The 16732-nt window shown below is 63.7% G+C and carries 15 protein-coding genes; 3 read left to right on the top strand and 12 right to left on the bottom strand.

Features of this window, described 5'->3' with window-relative positions:
- Window positions 1–49: 49 nt before the first annotated feature.
- Window positions 50–1108 carry a LacI family DNA-binding transcriptional regulator gene (locus tag AB4Y43_RS29750; protein WP_342949979.1) on the bottom strand — a complete coding sequence of 353 codons (1059 nt, stop codon included), beginning with the start codon at window positions 1106–1108 and terminating at the stop codon, window positions 50–52.
- Between the two features lie 62 nt (window positions 1109–1170).
- Window positions 1171–2220 (bottom strand): LysR family transcriptional regulator, encoded by a 1050-nt coding sequence (locus AB4Y43_RS29745; protein ID WP_342949978.1) that lies wholly within the window; start codon window positions 2218–2220, stop codon window positions 1171–1173.
- Between the two features lie 5 nt (window positions 2221–2225).
- Here AB4Y43_RS29745 and speB point away from each other — a divergent pair, with 5 nt between their 5' ends.
- The 3 genes from speB to AB4Y43_RS29730 all read left to right on the top strand — a co-directional run bounded on the left by speB (window position 2226) and on the right by AB4Y43_RS29730 (window position 6138).
- Window positions 2226–3239 (top strand): agmatinase, encoded by a 1014-nt coding sequence (gene speB, locus AB4Y43_RS29740; RefSeq protein ID WP_368606089.1) that lies wholly within the window; start codon window positions 2226–2228, stop codon window positions 3237–3239.
- Window positions 3240–3365: 126 nt separating this feature from the next.
- A complete protein-coding gene (locus tag AB4Y43_RS29735; RefSeq protein ID WP_368619777.1) occupies window positions 3366–4385 on the top strand; it encodes a polyamine ABC transporter substrate-binding protein in 1020 nt (339 codons plus the stop codon).
- 205 nt (window positions 4386–4590) lie between these two features.
- Complete coding sequence (locus tag AB4Y43_RS29730; protein WP_368729444.1) at window positions 4591–6138, top strand: DUF3138 family protein; 1548 nt, start codon at window positions 4591–4593, stop codon at window positions 6136–6138.
- Window positions 6139–6177: 39 nt separating this feature from the next.
- Here the strand turns inward: AB4Y43_RS29730 and AB4Y43_RS29725 are convergent, their stop codons facing one another.
- From AB4Y43_RS29725 to AB4Y43_RS29680, 10 genes are all read right to left on the bottom strand, one after another.
- Window positions 6178–6945 carry an MBL fold metallo-hydrolase gene (locus AB4Y43_RS29725; RefSeq protein ID WP_368729424.1) on the bottom strand — a complete coding sequence of 256 codons (768 nt, stop codon included), beginning with the start codon at window positions 6943–6945 and terminating at the stop codon, window positions 6178–6180.
- Window positions 6946–7135: 190 nt separating this feature from the next.
- A complete protein-coding gene (locus AB4Y43_RS29720; RefSeq protein WP_342949974.1) occupies window positions 7136–7636 on the bottom strand; it encodes an aromatic-ring-hydroxylating dioxygenase subunit beta in 501 nt (166 codons plus the stop codon).
- Window positions 7633–8970, bottom strand: a complete 1338-nt coding sequence (locus tag AB4Y43_RS29715) for an aromatic ring-hydroxylating dioxygenase subunit alpha (RefSeq protein ID WP_368729443.1) — start codon at window positions 8968–8970, stop codon at window positions 7633–7635. The genes AB4Y43_RS29720 and AB4Y43_RS29715 overlap by 4 nt, the downstream gene beginning before the upstream one ends.
- Before the next feature lie 17 nt (window positions 8971–8987).
- Entirely contained in the window at window positions 8988–9971 is a 984-nt protein-coding gene (locus tag AB4Y43_RS29710; protein WP_368729423.1) for a 2Fe-2S iron-sulfur cluster-binding protein, read from the bottom strand.
- Window positions 9968–11293 (bottom strand): Rieske 2Fe-2S domain-containing protein, encoded by a 1326-nt coding sequence (locus tag AB4Y43_RS29705; RefSeq protein WP_368729422.1) that lies wholly within the window; start codon window positions 11291–11293, stop codon window positions 9968–9970. Before AB4Y43_RS29705 ends, AB4Y43_RS29710 begins: the two co-directional genes overlap by 4 nt.
- Window positions 11290–11853: a V4R domain-containing protein gene (locus AB4Y43_RS29700; protein WP_368729421.1), complete on the bottom strand. Its 564-nt coding sequence runs from the start codon at window positions 11851–11853 to the stop codon at window positions 11290–11292. Before AB4Y43_RS29700 ends, AB4Y43_RS29705 begins: the two co-directional genes overlap by 4 nt.
- Before the next feature lie 14 nt (window positions 11854–11867).
- Entirely contained in the window at window positions 11868–13175 is a 1308-nt protein-coding gene (locus AB4Y43_RS29695; RefSeq protein WP_368729442.1) for an MFS transporter, read from the bottom strand.
- An 85-nt stretch (window positions 13176–13260) separates the two neighbouring features.
- The gene (locus tag AB4Y43_RS29690; protein ID WP_368685068.1) at window positions 13261–14187 is read right to left on the bottom strand and encodes an amidohydrolase family protein; all 927 of its coding nucleotides are present in this window, start codon (window positions 14185–14187) and stop codon (window positions 13261–13263) included.
- A gap of 37 nt (window positions 14188–14224) precedes the next feature.
- The gene (locus tag AB4Y43_RS29685) at window positions 14225–15151 is read right to left on the bottom strand and encodes a VOC family protein (protein ID WP_368685069.1); all 927 of its coding nucleotides are present in this window, start codon (window positions 15149–15151) and stop codon (window positions 14225–14227) included.
- Window positions 15148–16728 (bottom strand): FAD-dependent monooxygenase, encoded by a 1581-nt coding sequence (locus AB4Y43_RS29680; RefSeq protein ID WP_368729420.1) that lies wholly within the window; start codon window positions 16726–16728, stop codon window positions 15148–15150. The genes AB4Y43_RS29685 and AB4Y43_RS29680 overlap by 4 nt, the downstream gene beginning before the upstream one ends.
- Between the last annotated feature and the right edge of the window lie 4 nt (window positions 16729–16732).

Below are 16732 nucleotides of genomic sequence, written 5' to 3'. Positions count from 1 at the left end.
ATGGGAACGTTCCCATTCTGCAGAAAAAATATATCGATGTCGTCGCGACTTAGCGCCTCTCCCCTGATGCCACGGAGTCGCGCATCAATTTGCGACGCAGATCGGCGATCGATCCACGTTCAGTTAACGTGCATGGCAGATAAATCCGCGAGCCTTGGGCTGCCTCGACATCGCGTTTGAGGAGTTGCGCGACGGCCTCGGCGCCGATCTGACGAGCGGGCTTTTCTATCGTTGTGAGTCCTGGCCACGCGAATGCGCCCGCTTGAATGCCGTCGAAGCCAAGAATCGACACATCTTGTGGACAATGCAAACCCGTCTCTCGAACGGCGCCCATCGCCCCGAGCGCCATGAGGTCGTTTGCGGCGAACACACATAGATGTCCGCCCTCATGCCGCTCCAGCAAACGTCGCATAGCGAGTGCGCCGCCTTCCGTCGTGTAGTCGGCGTCTTCCACGGGCAGGGTGACGGGATCGATGTCATGCTTGATGCAATGTTCGTGTACCGCGCGCAAAAACCGCGCACGGGCAAGGCGGGTGCGCTGTCCGACGATGAGGGCGGGCCGAAGATGGCCTTGGGAGCGCAGGTAATCCATGCCCAGAGCCACGCCTTGTGCAATGTCCGAGCCAATCGAAGCACTGTCGGGAAACCGCTCCGCGCTCGATCCAATCATGATGCAAGGCAATCCAAAGCGCTCGAGATCGCCGAGTTCGTCGGCGACTGGATTAATGATCGCGCCATCGACACGCGCCTGCATCATGGTGCTCAAATGCATCCTTTCCTTTTCCGCGCTCCAGTTGGACGAAAAAATCAGGATGGAAACCCCTGCATCCGCGGCCCGATCCTGTGCACCCCGCGCAACCTCGCCCCAAAACGGATTCGCGATGTCCGGCAAGACAAGCCCCAGCATGCCGCTGCGGCCCGAACGCATGCTGACCGCCAGTTCATTACGTGTGTAGCCCAGCGCTTTCGCAGCCAGCAGCACCTGCTCTCTCGCCGAAGCGGAAATGTTAGGCGCGTCCGACAGCACCCGTGCCGCAGTACTTTTGGAGACCCCTGCACGCTTCGCTACGTCGATGACGGTCGGCCTGCGTCCGTTGAGGGACTCCATGGCTGGTCTCCTGTTCGCTTATCGATTTTGATTTGGGAACGATACCACAGATTTTCCGATGGTCAAGATGAACGCGGAAAACGTGCATCGATCTGTTGATCTCGCGCGCCGCGGTGCTTATCGACGCAGGCACCGCATGCCGATGCAATCCATCGGAAGGCGGGCTCGACCGCCGTCGAGCGCGCGGGCAGCTTCGATTTCATGAGCCACAGAGGCGGCATTGCAACCCCTGGCACCTGTGGCAGTCGGCATACGCGCTGTTGCGCCAGCGCTTCGCTCGCGAACAGCTGCGAGACCATGGCAATGCCGGCCTCCCGCTGCGCAGCCGCCACGAGCAAATGCGGATCGGCACTCGTCATGACGCGCCGGGTTTGCAGACCGCTGCGCCGCAGGTCGGGCAACCAGGGTGCCCATTCCTGTGATTGTTCGTGCACGAGCAGCGGTGCACGCGCCAGCACCTCGGGAAACGGCGCGTGATACAGCCGGCTCGCAGTCTCGGGTCCGCAGATCGCCACTTTTTCTTGCTCCATCAGCAGCAGGCATTCGACATCCGGCGACTTGATCGGCTTGGCCGATATCACGAGATCGATGTCGACGCGGTCGATCTCGGTGACCTCCATATCGGTCACCAGCCAGATCTCGACGTTCGGCATCGCGGCCGTCAGTTCGTCCATGCGCGGAATCAGCCAGCCCGAGGCAAATTCCGGCGGGCAATAGAGCAGCACCGAATCGGGGTTGCCATACGGCTCGATCCTCTCGCGGCCGTCGCTCAGCAGCGCGAGCGCGCCGGCCACTGTCTGCGCAAACAGCTTGCCGGCCGCGGTCAACACGACGCCCCGGCCCACACGCAAAAAGAGAGATTGCCCGGTCCATTCCTCGAGTTGGAGGATCTGATGGCTAATCGCGGACTGGGTCAGCGACAGCTCCTGAGCCGCACGTGTGAACGAGCCCAGTCGGGCCGCCGAATCGAAGGCCAGCAATGCCTGGAGAGGTGGAAGTCTTCGCATCGAGGTATGAACGAAATCGATCGTTCCAGAAAAATCCTTCGCTTTTATATCAATTGTGTCCGGCGAATCATAGCGTTTATGGAATTCCGTCTGAAAAGACGACAAGTCGTATGAATCGATTTACTGGCACCTTACATACCGAGATCATGACCTCCGCCTTGCAAAAAGACCCATTCGCCACCGACTCCGCGCAAGCAACCAATCGTTCCCCGCAGCAGCAAGACCCCGCTTCGCCGACCTACGCCGGACCGCTGTCATTCTTGCGTCGCCCCTATAGCCGTGATCTCATCGGCGTCGACGTTGCCATTTCCGGTGTGCCGCTCGACCTTGCAACCACCTACCGCCCCGGCGCGCGCCTCGGCCCCGCTGCCGTGCGTGCGGCCTCGGTACAACTGGCGGAGTTGGGCATTTATCCATGGGGCCTTGCGCCGCTCGACGCACTGAACGTGATCGACTATGGCGACTGCTGGTTCGATGCGCATCGGCCGTGGACGATCCGCGATGCCATTGCGGCCCACGCCCGCACTATCCTCGCCTCAGGGGCCAAGATGCTGACGCTGGGCGGCGACCACTACATCACATACCCTCTGTTGATCGCACACGTCGAACGTTTCGGCCGCCCCCTCGGGCTGATTCATTTCGACGCGCATTGCGATACATGGCCCGACGAGCACGCGGATTCGCTCAATCACGGCACGATGTTCTACAAGGCGATCCGCGAAGGCCTGATCGATCCGGCGCGGTCGGTTCAGGTCGGCATCCGGACCTGGAACAGCGACTTCATGGGTGTACGCGTACTCGATGCCCCCTGGGTGCATCGTCACGGCACAGCAGCTGTGGTCGACCGGATTTTCGAGGTGGTAGGCGATGCCCCCGTGTATCTGACCTTCGATATCGACTGTCTCGATCCTGCCTTCGCCCCGGGCACCGGCACGCCCGTCGCGGGCGGACTCTCCTCGGCGCAGGCACTGGAGATCGTGCGCGAGCTGGACGGGATTCAGCTTGTCGGCGCCGACGTCGTGGAAGTGGCGCCGTCCTACGATCAGAGCGATGTCACCGCGCTCGCGGCCGCGCATCTCGCGGCCGACATTCTGTTCCTCATGCGCAAGCAACCCCACCCCTGAACGCGCCAACTCACTATAACGACCATAGACCCTATCGGAGACATCATGCCAGCACCGAATTTACGGATAGCGCTCGCCTTGCTCACCTGTTGTGCATTCGCGACGACAGCGCTCGCAGACGAGAACATGCTCAACGTCTATAACTGGGACGATTTTATCGCTAAGGATACCGTACCAAACTTCGAGAAGGAGACCGGCATCCACGTCCGCTACGACGTGTTCGATAGCGACGATACGTTGCAGGCGAAGCTGCTTACCGGTTCGTCTGGCTACGACATCGTCGTGCCTTCGTCGAGCTACCTCGGCGCGCAAGCGGCCGCGGGGATCTACCTGAAGCTGGACAAGTCCAGGCTGCCGAACCTTGCCAACCTGGATCCGCAACTGTTGAAGCTGACCGACGCGGCCGACCCGGGTCATCAATACGGCGTGCCCTGGGCATGGGGCACGACCGGTCTCGCGTACAACGTCAGCCAGGCGCGCAAGGCACTCGGGCCCTCCGTCGCGCTCGACAACTGGGACGTCCTGTTCAAGCCGGAATACCTGAGCAAGTTGAAGAGCTGCGGCGTCTCGCTGCTCGACTCGCCGACCGACATGTTTTCCATCGCCCTGCACTATCTCGGCAAGGATCCGAACAGTCACAATCCGGCTGATTATCAGGCCGCCTATGAATTGCTGAAGAGCATTCGCCCTTATGTGACGCAATTCGCCCTTTATTCATGGATCAATGACCTCGCCGGCGGGGACATCTGCTTCGGGGTGAGTTGGTCGGGCGACGTCAAGATGGCTGCGAGCCGCGTGCGCGAGGCACACAAAGATATCGTGCTGGCGTACGTCATACCGAAGAGCGGTGCGCCGGTCTCGTTCCAGATGATGGCGATCCCGAAGGACGCGCCTCATCCGGAAGCGGCGCTCAAGTGGATCAACTACATCGAGCGGCCTGAAGTTCACGCAGCGATAACCAACACGATTTACTACCCCAACGCCGACAGCGCCGCTTCGAAGTTCGTCAAACCCGAGCTGCTCGACGACCCAATGGTTTATCCAAAGCCCGAGGTCCTTGCAACGCTGTTCATGCAACAGCCGCTGCCCGCGGCAATCAAGCGTCTGGAAACGCGTCTTTGGTCGCAGCTGAAGGACGGCCGCTAAGGTCGCGCCTGTCACACGGCGGCAGCACGGCGCCATAACAGCACTTCAGCCCCCCGACGACACCGTCGCGAACTGACTGATGGCTTGCCGCTTCGCCGGCAAGCCTTGGCGGGCGGCTGCACCACTCCCCCCGACGCCAACCGATTTGGGCCCGGATAGGGACTCGCTTTGCCCTTTAAAAGGCCACACAGTAAGGAGACTTCCTATGCGATGGAAACTGATCTGCCTGTTCGTGAGCGGCACCGTCCCGTGTCTCGCGACAGCCGATCCGATCTCCGCGCGGATCGAAGGACTGCAGCAAGAACTCAAGGCGCTGCAGAAGGAAGTGGAGTCGCTGAAGGCCGAACTCGCCGCAAAACCGCCCGCTGCAAACGCGCCACAAATCGTCGATGCGTCGGCATCCGGCTACGGAAACGCGCCTGCAAGGCTGACCAACGACGACGTCGCCGACATGAAGCAGCAGCTCGCGAGCCAGCAGCTGAAAGTCGACTCGCTCTCCGATGCCGCCACCTCGGGACCGCTCGCCGGACTTTCGGTGACCGGATATATCGATCCCGCGTACGTCTATAACCGGGCCGCCAGGACCTCGTCGTTTCTCTTCGCGAATCACGAGTCATCCTATACGTACTTCAACGGCACGATCGGCGACGTCTACCTCAACATCAAGAAGACGTTCGGTGTCGGCCCCATGGCGCCATCGGCCGAATTCTCGCTGATGCCCAATCGGGGCAATGGCATTTCGCTGCTGGCAAACGAGCATGGCAACATTGGCAACAACATTCTCAACACGGCATTCGTCACCGTGCCGGTGTCGGGCACGACGACCTTCCTTGCCGGACTGATGAGCGCGTTCGGCGGATATGAATATCAGCTGTCCACGCAAACGCTGACTCTGACCCATAACCTGCTCTATGACTTCTCGGACCCGGCAGCCTACGTCGGCGTCGGCCTCAATTACACGCCCCAAGCCAGCAACTGGTCCTGGAAGTTCATGCTCGGCAATGAACAGGCCCGGACCTACGGCGCCGTCACGCAGACAGGACAGAATGCGCTTGGCGACCCTGTCACGACAAGCAACCGCGTGCCGAGCTTCGCCGCGCGAGCGGACTATACGTGGTCCACGGCGCTCGACACCGGTGGCTCGTTCACCATCGGCCGGCAGACGTTGCCGAGCGCCCACGATCCGGTGACAGGCCGCACCGTTTATGGAGCGGGCGGCCAGGCATCGAGTTCGGGCGGATACTTCATATTCGGCGAGCTCGACGCCACTTACACGCTTGCCGATGCGCAGTTCAATGCCGAGGCCGACTATGGCACGCAGCAACGCGCCGCGTTCAATGGCGGCAATGCACAGTGGTATGGCTTGTCATTGCTGGCACACCGCAAGTTCTCGATGCCGGTCGTTGGTCGCATGGGCGCCACCGCGCGCTACGACTTCCTCGTCAATAGCCAGAACGGTGGTGGGGGTGGGGGCATATTCCTGAACGGCAACGGCATGGACCCTTACAACGGCTTTGGCATTGGCGCGGACTGCCTGGCAAACTCGAAGGCAAACGGCGGCCTCGGATTCGAATGCAAGGGGGCGGTTCGTCAGGACGTTGCGCTGAATCTGCTCTTCTATCCGACGCAGCAGATTACGGTGAAGGTCGAGTATCGGCACGATTGGGCAAACAACCGGGTCTTCCTCCGCAATGATGGATCGTATGCCAAGGCGAATGACTTGTTCGCCATGCAGTTCATTTACGCCTTCTGAGCGGCATCGAAGCGAGCGCCGGCATGCGGCGCCCCCCGCTCACGCACCGATGCGCTTGAGATACGTACCAACGAGTTCGAGGAGCCGCTCCCTGCTGAAGCTCGCGTCATGGCCGCCGTGGACGACCTTGACTGGCAAACGCGCGAGACGCTGCATGGTCTTCACGTAATCCGGCACCGACGAGTGATGAAGGTCGTCGATCAACGGGCCATCATAGATCGCATCCCCCGAAAATAGCGTTTGTGTACGCGCTTCCCAAAGGCCGATGCTGCCCGGTGAATGCCCCGGCAGATGCAGCACCTCGAAATGCCGGTCGCCGGTATCGATGATGTCGCCGTCGACGAGTTCGCGTGTCACATGAGCTGGCTTGATGTGCCAGCTCGCGAGTTCATATCCCGCGTGCGGCAACGCATCCACCACGGAGCCCTCGTAAGGGAAATCGGCAAATGCACTCTTGAAGTACTCGGGATTGAAGCGGTCGTCCGCGAGCGTATATGACCATTGCGGATTACGCAGCCCCGGCGCCTCGAGCCGATGGACCATGCATTCGTCGAACTCGTGAAGATTGCCCACGTGATCGAGATGCGCGTGCGTCGCGATCACTGCCGTGCGTTTGCCAAACAGGTGCTTGCCGGCCTCCTTGAGGCTCGAAAAGCCCATTCCAGAATCGATAATCAGATCGCGATCACGGCCACGCACGTACCAGATGTTGCACCGGAACAAGGGAATCACATGTGGCTCCCAGAACAGATAGACGTCGTCGTCTAACTGCTTGCACTCGAACCATTTCGCAGCGATTTTTAGCATCACGGTCGATCGAAATTAATCTGGATTACATAATTCTCGCACGAGGCAACGGGTGACACAATATCGATTCCGCCATGATTTAACTGGCTGAAGAAGGAATACGTATCGTATTTGAACTGACCGACTCTTGCGCTTACCGCGACAGAAGCAGACTGGGTATTCAGCGGCGCGCCGCGCGCCGCCGGTAGCTCTACATAAAAAGCTGGACCGAGGGCAATGCGGCGTCGCAGTTCAGCAGGTTGACCCGTTTCTGCCGCACCTTCAGCATGCCGTCGCGCAGCACAAGGGTGTGCTCGGCCGTACAGGCATAAACCTGCTGTTCCTCGCCGCGAGTCTCCACGTAGATGTAGCGGGTGCGCGTGAGGTACGTACCGCTCTCGTGGTCCTGCGCCACCACTTCCGGACACTGCAGCACGTGCAGGCAACGGCTTTCCGGCTGCAGGGAGAAAGCACGCGGGCTGCGCATGCGCTCGATGCGCAGTTGAAGCAGCAGGCGGTCTTCGTACATCAGCGACGCGTGGTTAATGCCATCCTGCTGGCCCGGCACGAGCGGAATCCAGTAGCGGCCGTCGTCCGCGAAGAGCGCGAGCCAATCGTCGAAGCGTTTGTCGTCGATCAGCCGTGCTTCTTCATAGACGAAGGCGATCAGGTCATCCCGCGCGGGCGGCGTCGTGAGTTGGGGCTGGCTCATTTTGTTTTATCTCCTGACTGGATTTCCGGTGACATGTATCGGGCCCATGCGCGGAACTGATTGCGCATGGAGATTTCGCTGGTGCCGTTGGCGGTGGTGTCCTCCTGCCCGACTTCGGAGGCATCGAAGTTGCGGTGCAGGCTCACCCACTCATTGCCGCCCGCACGCAACCCTTCCTGCATCGCGCGGTAGGCGTGCAGGTCGTCGTGGCCGACTACGGACATCGGCGAGTTGATCAGTCGCGTGTACATCAGCGTACGGCGCAACAGGTCCTCCGGCGCACCCTTGGGGCGGAAAGTCCACGATTCCACGATCGTCTTGCCGGGCGCCACCGGCCGCACTACGCGGATCGCCTGAATGGCGCCCTTGATGGTCAGGCTCGGATAGAAGACGGTGTTGTGCCGCACCGTTGCGAGGATCTCCGCGGCACGTGTCACACCATAGACCTCGGCCATGCGCTCCTCGTATTCGGGCATGCGGACATAATTGGCATGCAATGACACCGTGCCGACTCCCGTGTAACTGTGCCCGTTGGCGAACACCCTCACGCCCATCTCGTCGGAGAACGCATAGCCCGATGTGAAGGGCACCAGCTGTTCGATCGCCATCGGCAGGGGCTCGTCTTGCGGCTTGCCGGCCCACAGCTGTCTTGCCGTGCCCGCAGACGACTCGTGCGCCACCATGGGGTGCATGGTGTCGTTCAGGTTCTCGATGAACATCTTCCAGTTGCAGTCGTGGGTGTAGCGCAGTACGCCCCCCGCGACTTCAAGCTCGCCCTCCGGCGCGCGATCGGCCATGTTGTCGATGGACGTCAGCGCCTCGCCAAAGTACGCGTGAAACTCCGGACCGTCGTCAGCCAGGCGGGCAAACACAAAACCGCGATAGCTCGCCACGTGCCGCAACGCCCCCATGCCCTGGCTCGCGGGGCAGGCATCCAGGCTGGTGCCCTCGTAGCCTCGCCGCAGCGGTATCGACAGCAGCGCGCCATCCGTCTTGTACGTCCACGCGTGATACGGGCAACGGAAGAAGCGACCGACATTCCCGCTGGCCTGCGAAACTAGCCGGGCGCCCTTGTGTGCGCACCGGTTGCGCAGGACTTTCACCGTGCCATCGGGCTGCCGCACCATGATGACGGGCTGCCCCGCGATGTCCGCCGTGATGAAGTCGCCGGCTTGCGGCACCTGGCTGTCGTGACCGACGTACACCCACGCCCGTGACCAGAGCCGCTCCATTTCCAGCGCGAAGACCTCCTCATCGAGATAGACGTCCCGATGGACCTGCTCGTCCTGCACCAGTCGGCGCAGGGCTTCCGGATTGTCCCGGTATTGACCCATGATGTTCTCGCTCCCCTTCATGCATCGAGCACCAGCCGCCCGCAGCCGGCGCGCGACACGCAGATTTGCATCACATTGCCTGCCTGCCGTTCCGACTCACTGAGGCAATAGTCGCGGTGATCGAGTGCCCCTTCCAGCACCGTCGTCCGGCACAGCCCGCATTCACCGCGCTTGCAGTCGTAAAGCGGGTCGAGGCCCGCCTCCAGCATGGCGTCAAGAATCGATTCCCCGGCCGCCACCTTGAGCGTGCGACCCGACTGGCGCAGCTCGACTTCAAAGCCGGTGTCGGACGCCGCGGCAGGCGGCGCGGCAAACCGCTCGAAATGAATGTCCTCACGAGCCCACCCGCGCGCGTACGCCTGGGCCAGCACCGCGTCGATCATCCCCGCCGGGCCACAGACGTAGAGGGGCTGGCCGGGACGCAAGCCTTGCAACAGTGCCGCGATATCCAGCACCGGCAGTACGCCCTCGTCGGCGTAAAGCGATAGGTGCGCGCCGGCGATGCCGCGCAGTTCCTGCGCAAATGCTAGCTGGCGGGTGTCGCGGGCGCTGTAGTGCACGCGGTAGCGCCGCCCGGCGCCCGCCAACGCGGCCGCCATCGACACAATGGGCGTGACCCCGATGCCACCGGCAATCAGCACGGCGTCTTCGGCATCCACGTCGAGCACAAAGGCGTTGCGCGGCTGGCTGGTCAGCAACCGGCTGCCAGGCTTCAGCATGGTGTGCATCCAGCGAGAGCCGCCCAGACCATTGTCTTCGCGCCGCACGGCGATGCGGTAGACCTCAGGCGCCAGCGTGGCGCCCACCGTGCCGTTGATCAACGAGTAATGCCGCCAGTCCGCGGTGCCGCCAGGCGCGACCCGCACGCGCAGATGGGCGCCCGCGGTGTACCCCGGCAGCGCCCTGCCCGCCGGATCCCGCAGACGGAACTCGGTGATGGTGCCGGTCAGCGGAATCACTTCGTCGACCACCAGTTCGATCGTTGCGTCGGAGCCAGTCATGCCGATGCTCCTTTCGCATCCGCCGTCATCAGCGTCGCCCACGCGCGGAACTGGTTGCGCATCAGCAGTTCGTTAGTGCCGCTCACCTCCTGCTCCGGCTCCAGCTGTTCGCCGTCGCGGTACTCACGATGCAGGCTGATCCATGGATTGCCCTGGGCGGCTAGCGATCTCTGGACGCCCTCGAAAATATGGATGTCGTCATGTGCCACCACCGACATCGGCGAGAACGTCAGCCGGTTGTAGGTCAGCGTGCGCTCCAGTAGCACCTGCGGCGCTCCTTTGGGTGCCAGCGCCCAGACCTCGACCAGCGTACGGTCCACGCCCAGCGGCTTGATCACACGCAGCGTCTGCGGCGATCCCTTGAGCGCGAGTGACGGAAACAGGACCACGTTCTGCGGCGCGAAGCCGAGAATTTCAGCTGTTCGCTGCGCGCCATGGGCCGCCTCCAGCGTCTGCCGGTAGTCCACCGGAATCTCGTATTCCGAATGGATGCTGGCGTGGATCCCCAGCACGCTGTGCCCGTTCGGATAGATACGCGCGCCAGTTCTCGTGAAGAAGTCATAGCCCGAGCCGAATGGCAGCAGTTGCTGCAGGGCTATCGACTCCGGCGCATCGGCCGGCTGCGTATCCTGCACCGACCTGGCCGTCGCCGAGACCGACTCGTGCGTGGAAACCGGGTGCACCGAATCATTGACGTTCTCGAGGTACATCTTCCAGTTGCACCGCATCACGCTGCGCAGGCAGCCGCCGGCAATTTGCAGTTCGCCCATGGGGGAGCGGTCGGCGAGGCTGTCGAGCACCGTCAGCACGGGACCGAGGTAATCCGAAAACTCCGGGCCGTCCGCCGACAAACAAGTGAAGACGAAACCGCGATGCACCGCCATGCGTGGCGCCACCAGGCCAGCTTCGGACTCGCAGGCGTGCGTGCGGGTATGTTCATAGCCAGTCTTCAGCGGCACGGCCAGCAAGGCGCCATCGGTCTTGTAGGCCCACGCGTGGTATGGACAACGAAAGAATTTGCCGGTGTTGCCTTGCACCTGGCAAACGAGTCGCGCACCTTTGTGGGCACAGCGGTTCATCAGCACCCGCAGGTTGCGGTCCGGCTGGCGCACCAGGATCAGAGGCTGGCCGGCGATCTCCGTGGTGTAGTAGTCGCCCGGTTCGGGCACCTGGCTTTCGTGGCCGACGTAATTCCAGCTGCGCTGGAACAAGCGTTCCTGCTCGAGGCGGAACAATTCCTCGCTGAGGTAGACGTCGCGGTGCACGCGGTCTTCCTGCACCAGCGCGCGGATGGCGCCGGCATCGTCCCGGTAGCGGGTCATGTCAAGTCTCCTTCCTCGTTGCTCGCCAGTGCCGGGCGGGCGACAAAACGGCAAGTGGCATGCGGGTGCACGGCGGCGCACACGGTTTCCTGCACCCGCACCGGTTGCCCCAATACAATCGCGGCGACGGTGCGGAACATGCCTGCGATCGGCGCGCAGACCGGCTGGGACGCCGACCCGTAGCCCGCGGCAAAGGGGCTGTTGAAAACATTGAGAACCAGACCATCGCCGCTGCGCTCGAAGTCCCACCGCCCCCAGCCGAGGGCGGGCGAGGTTTCGCAGATCAGATCGAGCAGCGCATTGCCGTCGCCCGCCCCGCGGCCGGGCAGGCCGTCGAGATAGGCGAGAATGCTGCGCTTGCCGTGCCGGGCCGTAGAGTCGGCGAAGGCGCACAGCGCTTGCGCCCGCGCGGTGTCATCCAGCAACTGCAGCATGCCCATGAGGACATCGGGGCGCATCAGCAGGTAGCGGCGATCATGGTCACGGACCTCTCCGCGCACCAGATCGAAAACGAGCCGCTGTGCGATCGGCGTGGCCAGGGGTGAAGTCGGGGTTGTCATGGCGCTCCCTTCCTTCAGGCGTGCCCGGGGCGCCTGCGCGCCTCACTGGGCAGCGTTTCCGGCGTGAACATGAGCGCGATCACCGTGATGCCCCCCAGCACGATCAGATAGAGCGCGACAGGCGTCGCCGAGTGATACTTCGCCAGCAGGGCCGTGGCGACCATCGGCGCCACGCCGCCGCCGATCACCGACGACAGTTCGCGGCCAACGCCCATGCCGGAGTAGCGCACTTCCGTCCGGAACAGCTCTGCCATATAGCTCGGCTGTACACCGACCATGGCGGCCAGCGCCACGGAATCGGCCAGCACGTAAGCGAGCAGCACCAGAGACGGCTGGCGCGTATCGATCAGCCAGAAGAACGGGAACGCCACCAGCATCACGCCGACCGCGCCCGCCATATAGACGGTGCGTCGGCCGATTCGGTCGGACAGGTGGCCATACGCCAGTGCGGTGCCCATGACCAGCACCATCGAGATCGTCAGCCCTTCCAGCATGACCTGGTTAGGAATGCCAAGATGCGCGCCATAGGCGAGCGAGAATGCGAAGAAGATATAGGACGCGCCGCCTTCCGCCATGCGCAGCCCCACCACCATCAGCACTTCCTTCGGCTGCTGGCGCAGCACTTCGATCACGGGCAGGCGCACACCGTGGCCGCTGCGCCTGGCCGCCACGAACTCCGCGCTTTCGGGAATCCGGCTGCGGATGTAGTAGCCCGCCAGCACCAGCACGATGCTGGCGAGGAACGGGACGCGCCATCCCCAGCTCATGAAGTCTTCGGCAGGCAGCTTCTGCGCCGCCCAGAAGGCGACTGCCGACAGCACGAAGCCGACGGTCGCCCCGCTCGGGCTCCAGGCCGACAGGAAGCCTCGCCGCGTCGGCGGCGCATTCTCACTGATCAGCAGGATGCTGCCGCTCCATTCGCCGCCAGCAGCCAGCCCTTGCAAGAGACGCAGCAACACCAGCAGCACGGGCGCCCAGATCCCGATCTGCTGATACGTCGGCAGGAGGCCCATCAGGGCGGTGGCAAGCCCCATCACGACCAGCGTCAGCACCAGAACCAGCTTGCGGCCGTAGCGGTCGCCCACGTGACCGCAGAGCACGCCGCCGAGCGGGCGCGCGACGAACCCCACCGCGAAGCCGCCGAAGGCCGCCAGCGTGCCCACCAGCGGGTCCGTGCCGATCGGGAAGAACAGCTTGCCGAAGATCAGCGCCGCGGCCGTGCCATATAGAAAGAAGTCGTACCATTCGAGTGCCTGCCCGACGATCGATGTCATGACGGTCTTGCGCAACATCGCCCGCCGCGCATCGGCAGCCACCGGCATACCGGCCGCGGCTGATCCTTGTTCCACATTCATGTTGTCTCCTTGATTCTCGTTCTCTGCCTGTTGTGGTGTGTGCGCCGGGCCGTTACGGCGTGGCGTCTTGTCTCCACGCGCGCACGGTGTCATCGGTGCCCGGCGAGGGGATGCCCATGGGAAACGGCCAGTCCGAGCCGAACAGCACATTAGGGCGGCCGAATACCTCCTGTGCCAGCCGCAGGCCGGCGGGCTGGTGCGCGATGCAGTCGGCGAAGAAGCGCCTCGCCGCCTGCAAGGGCGGCTCGATCTGTGCCGGCACTCCCGGACGCCCGGTGTCGAAGCCACGCTGCAAGCGTCCGCACACCGCCGGGAACGCGCCGCCAGCGTGCGCGAGGCAGAAGCGGATGCGCGGGTACTGCTTCGGGACATCCGCCATCAGCAGTTGCGACGCCGCGACCGCAGTCTCGTAAGGATTGCCAAGCAAGTTTTCCATGTAATGCCGTGTGAGCCTGCCGTCGCAACAGTGCGCCGGATGAAGGAAGACGAAGGCGCCCTGCGCGTCCAGCCGCTCCCACAGCGGCCGGTGCGCCGGATCGCCGTAATCGACGGCGTCAACGCCTCCTGCCGCCAGCGCGTATCCTGCATGAGCCGACTCGCCATAACACGCGGCCAATGCCTGCGCCACCGCCGGGTGCTCCATCGGCAAATGCAGCAAGGCACCCAGCTTTGCACTGTGGCGAGCGGCGATCTCGAGCAGGCCATCGTTGACGTAACAAGCCCAGGTGTGGGCTGCGACGGCGTCCAGGTGCTGCCGGTAGAGCGGCGGCGGCACCGATACCAGCGCACGCCGCACGCCGTTGGCCTCCATCCAGGCGAGCAACCGCTCGGGGTGATACAGGTCCATGGCCATCAGCGGCTGGCCGTCGATCACCATCACACCGTCGGCAGTCCGCCTGACGACACCGTCCAATGGCGGCAATGCAGCCCTGCCGCCGGGCACAAGGTGAGTATGGACATCCAATGCGATCGAGGACATGGGTTTTCCTTCGTCTTCCGACAATCCATACGCGGGGTCACCGTGGCTCCAGGTTGGCATTCATCTCCCCTCCCCAGAATTCCGGCGACCACGTCGGCCCCCAGATGTACGGCAAGACCGTCCAGTCCCGGCTCACCCATTGGTCGCTGATCTTGTCCATGTCGGCGTAGTACTCCACCCAGCTGCCCCACGGATCCCGCACATACTGGAACAGGTTCGACGCCAGCGCATGTCGTCCCGGGCCGAAGCTGTCCCGGTAACCCGCCTCGCGCATGCGCCAGGCGCCGAAACCGATGTCGTCGATCCCGCCCATCTGGAAGCTGGCATGCTGGAAGCCGCGGTGCGTACTGGCGATCAGGCCGAAACAGTGGTGGTCGATCACGCCCTCGCCCGCAGCGAGGAAGCTCACCTTTCCGACTGCCCTGTCGGCCACACGCAGGCCGAGCGTATCGCACAGGAAGCGCTCCGCCCTTGCCAGGTCGGGGGTGAAGATCAGCACGTGGCCTATCTTGAGCGGGGCGCGCCCGCCATCGAGTGCCTGCCACGCCGCGACGTCCACCGGCCGGCGCAGCACGGCATCGGCGGCGGGCTCCGCGAGCGACCCCGGAACATGTGGGCTGAGATGAATCCATGTACCCCACGGGTCCTGGAACCAGAGCCCGTCCCGGTGGCCGCCGGGCGGGGCCTGCTCGAGGACGTCGAGTCCGGCCTGAGTCAGCTTCTCGATGAAGTCCGCGCGCTGCAGCGGATCAAAGTAGAAAGACACATGATGCAGCCGTTTGCCCGCGCCGGCCGACAAGATCAGTTCATCGTTGGTTCGGCCAGGCGAGCGCATGCGCAGCACGCCCGGTTGCACCGTCGCGGTTTCGAGGCCGAAGGTCTCGTAGAAGGCCCGGGCGGCGCCCAGGTCCGGTACTTCCAGGCCAAAGCCGTTCAGGCCGAGCACGCTGGGTCCACGGATCATTGCGAACTCCCTTGCGGCGCGGGCACGCCGACGATGGATGCATAGAGGTCTTCGGCACGTTGCGGCGCGATCGGCACGATGGCGGCGACATGGTCGTCCGGGCGAATCAGCACCAGCGTGCCGTCCGCCACGCCGAGGCGCTCGCGCAACTGGTTGCCGACATCGAGCAGGGCGCGGTCGCGCAGGCCGGAGTCGAGGGGGGCGTCCCAGCGCGACACCACGAAGTGACGCAAGGCGGGGGACGTGTTGTGTGGGATCTGCGGCTGGCGGCGCACGTCGTCGAAATACAGCGCGAGGAAATTGCCGTCGACGAGATCGTGGACCCGAACTGGCCGGCCGGCGGGGCCATGCAGCAGGAAATCCGGGATGCGCTCGCCTACCTGCAGCGGCGGCGGCTCGGCCTCCGTTCGGATCATCGACCAGTCGCCGCTGCCGTTGATATCCAGCCGCACGCCCAGCAGCGTGCGCGTATAGGCGTTGCCCCAGTCCTGCAGCGCCGCGGTGCGTTTTGCCTCGTCCTGCATGGCCATGTGGTGACGCGCGGCCTCCGCCATCTCGCCCGCGCCTTCCTCCGCAACCGGGCGCTGTTCGCGCTCATAGCCGTCCAGCAGGCTGCTGTCGGCCCAGCCGCGCAGCACCCACGCGAGGCGCCATGGCAGGCTGATGGCATCCAGCACGCCGGTATTGAGGCCAAGCGCCCACATCGGTGTAATCAGATGCGCAGCGTCGCCCATCAGGAACACGCGGTCGCGCCGCCACTGGCGCGCAATGCGGTGGTGCACGCGGTAGCTCACCCGCCCCAGCAACTCGACCTTGTCGACCTTGCCGATGAAGCGCAGCACCTTGCTGCGCAGCGCCTCGTCGGTGGGTTCGTCCGCGTCCCTGGCGAGCGGATAGAGGAAGCGCCAGCAGTGCGGCTGCCGCACCAGGATCATCCACTCCTGCGCATCCGAGAAGTACGCGAGATAGGGATAGTCGCGCGGATTGGCCACATCGAGGTCGACCTTGAGATCCACCAGCATGTAGCGCACATCGAGCGACGTGCCGACCACCGGAACACCGCATTGCGCGCGCACCGTGCTGCGGCCGCCATCGCACGCCAGCAGGTAGCTGCCCTCGAAGCGCTGCGGGCCATCGGGCGTGTCGAAGATGGCTTGCACACCGCTGGCGCCGGAGTCGAACGACACCAGGCGGTGCTTCATCAGCAAGCGGCCTTGCGGCACACGCTCCACCGCGTCGCGCAGGATCGGCTCGAGATGGTGCTGCGGCAGGTTGACGACGAACGGGTAGCGCGTCTCGTCGCGCAGCACGGCCGTGCGCACAGACGACTGCGAGAGATTGCTCTCCCGTTCGATCTCGCCGATCTCTTCGACTCGAAGCGCACGCTCCAGCACGGCATCGGCGACGCCATAGCGGCGAAAGGCCTCCAACGTGCGCGTCAGCAGCGTGCCCGCCTTGGTGTCGAGCGACAGGCTGCCGTCTTCCTCGAGCAGCAGAAAGGGAATGCCGTAGTACGCAAGACCGAGCGCCGTGGTCAGCCCGATCGGCCCAGCGCCAACGATCAGTACAGGCTGCATGGTT

Origin of the sequence: Paraburkholderia sp. BR10872, from assembly GCF_040965835.1 — a bacterium.
In the GTDB taxonomy this organism is placed as follows: Bacteria; Pseudomonadota; Gammaproteobacteria; order Burkholderiales; family Burkholderiaceae; genus Paraburkholderia; species Paraburkholderia nodosa_A.
Note: the sequence above shows the minus strand (reverse complement) of the source record. Positions and strands in the feature narration are given on the sequence as shown.